The organism is Micromonospora sp. NPDC048843, from assembly GCF_040649965.1.
Taxonomy (GTDB): Bacteria; Actinomycetota; Actinomycetes; order Mycobacteriales; family Micromonosporaceae; genus Micromonospora; species Micromonospora hortensis.
Genome location: NZ_JBEZGJ010000353.1, coordinates 1 through 2,381 on the forward strand (window position 1 = coordinate 1; position 2,381 = coordinate 2,381).

At 67.7% G+C, this 2,381-nt stretch carries 1 protein-coding gene; it reads left to right on the forward strand.

Annotation, left to right across the window (positions count from 1 at the left end):
- Positions 1–219: 219 nt before the first annotated feature.
- On the forward strand, positions 220–2,381 hold a 2,162-nt coding region (locus AB0C20_RS35995; RefSeq protein WP_357569695.1), incomplete at its 3' end, for a PKD domain-containing protein.

Consider the following 2,381-nt stretch of genomic DNA (forward strand, 5'->3'; position numbering starts at 1 on the left):
GATTACAGTGGTGTGCTCTTCCTATATTCACCCTCGGCTGAGCCCAACCGCACTGTCGACGCCCGCCGGAACCCTCAAGTCCGGCGGGCGTCGCCTTGCACACACCGGCGGAGTGGCCGTTTTGTCACTGCGGTCAGCGCCTCAATCGGCCGGTGATGCATGATCACCTTTACTGACTTTCCGGCGATCGCCGGCTCCTCCTCATCCCCGAGGCAAAGCATGGGCAAATCCTTCCTTTCCGGTCTCGCGACCGTCGTGCTGACCGGTGGTGCCCTGGTGGCCACCATCCTGCCGGCCCAGGCGGACGCTCCGACGACGCTCTACGTCCGGCAGAACCCCGCCACCGGCTGCTCCGACCAGTTCCCGGGCACGTTGACGCAGCCGTTCTGCACCATCGGTGCCGCGGCTGCGGTGGTCACGGCCGGCCAGTCGGTGGACGTCGGCAGCGGCAACTACCGGGAGCGCGTCACGATCCCCACGTCCGGCACGCCTGAGCAGCCAGTCACCTTCTTCGCCAGTAACGTGGCAACTCTGACCGGTGCGACCGCCGGCTTCGTGATCGACGGCCAGCACGATGTCGTACTCAAGAATCTGCGCACCAACGGGTCGACAAGCGTCCTGCCCGGCCTCGACCTGCGCAACTCCTCGCGGATCACCATCCAGGGCGGCAACTTCGCGATGGACACCTCATCGACCGCGCCCGCGGTCCGGTTGGCCGGTGTCACCAGGTCGACACTGAAGCAGATCAACGCCAGCGGGCCGACCCTGAACGCCGGAATCATCATCGACGCCGCGAGCAGCGACGTGCTGGTCAAATCAGTGAACGTATTGAGCAGCGCCGGGTACCGGACACCCTCCGACGGCGTCGGCGTTCGGATCGACGGGCCGAGAGTCAGCATCCTCGACAGCAAGGTCAGCGGCTTCACGGGCGCGGCAGTCGCCATCGGGGCCGGCGCGGTCGACACCGTAGTGGCCAACAACCAGATCGACGGTGGCCCCGGCCACGGGGTGCACAACAACGGTGCCGCTAACACGGCGATCACCAACAACACGATCCGCAACCGCTGCCGCGACGGGATCCGGGTCGACGGAACTTCGTCCGGCGTCTCCGTGCAGAACAACGTGCTCACCACGAACGGCTTCTTCAGCCAGGGCTACTGCGACCCGGCCTTTCTCGACGGTGTCGAGATCGGGGTCTACGGCGGGGCCGTCGGAAAGACCAAGGTCGACTACAACAACGCCCACCACTACTACAGCGACTCCCCGCAGATTTACGCCTTGAACACCCGGATGAGCCTCGCCGGTTTCCGGGCCGCGTCCGGGCAGGCCGCACACGACCGGGAGACGGGACAACCACGAGACGACATCGACTCGGCGAACTCCGCGGCCCCCGGGTTCCCGGCACTCGACCGCATCGGCACCCCGCGCATGGACGACCCGGCCGTGGCGAACACCGGTGCCGGCCCGATCACCTACGCCGACCGTGGCGCGGTGGAGACCATCAGGCCGCCGGCAGCGTCGTTCGGCGTCAGCATCGATCTCGGAGCGCTCTCGGTGAAGCTGGACGCCTCCGCGTCGAAGCCAGGCTTCCATCCGATCAAGTCCTACCGGTTCGAGTTCGGTGACGGGTCCGGGGTCACCCAGAGCACGCCGGTGGCCTCACACACGTACGCCAACCCGGGCACCTACAGCCTCAGCGTCGAGGTGACCGGAACCGACGGTCGGACGAACACCAGCACCCAGCGGTTCAGCGTCCTACGACGGACCGCGACGGTGGGTCTCCTCGCTCTCGCCAACCGCCGCTACGTCGACGGGTACGGCACGCCGACCGGTCTCGTGCCGAGCAGGCCCGAGTTCGGCCTCGCCACGCAGTTCGACCTCACCGACGCAGGCGGTGGCCAGGTTGCACTCTTCTCTTACGTCACGGGGCGGTACGTCAGCCGGACCTACAGCGGCGGCCCTGACTGGCTGCACGCCATGAGCCAGGTCGTGGACGCTCCGGAGCGGTTCAACCTCAACCGGAACAGCGACGGCAGCGTCAGCCTCAAGGCCGACAACGGCCTGTACGTCACCGCCGATCCCAGCGGCGCCGTGCCGCTGGCCGCCACCCGACCGACGATCGGCACCTGGGAGAAGTTCCACCAGGTCAAGGCCACCGACGCCAACCGGACGTTGAAGGCGCGGGTCAACGGCCGCTACGTCAGCGCCGACGGCGCGGGCAGCAAGCCACTGATCGCCAACGGCCCGGCGGTCAGCCTCTGGGAGCGGTTCGACGTGGTGGATCTCGGCAACGGGCAGGTTGGCCTCCTCGCCCGCGTCAACAACCGTTTCGTGTCCGCCGCCGGCGCAGGCGCCAAGCCGCTGATCGCGGGCGCATCGAC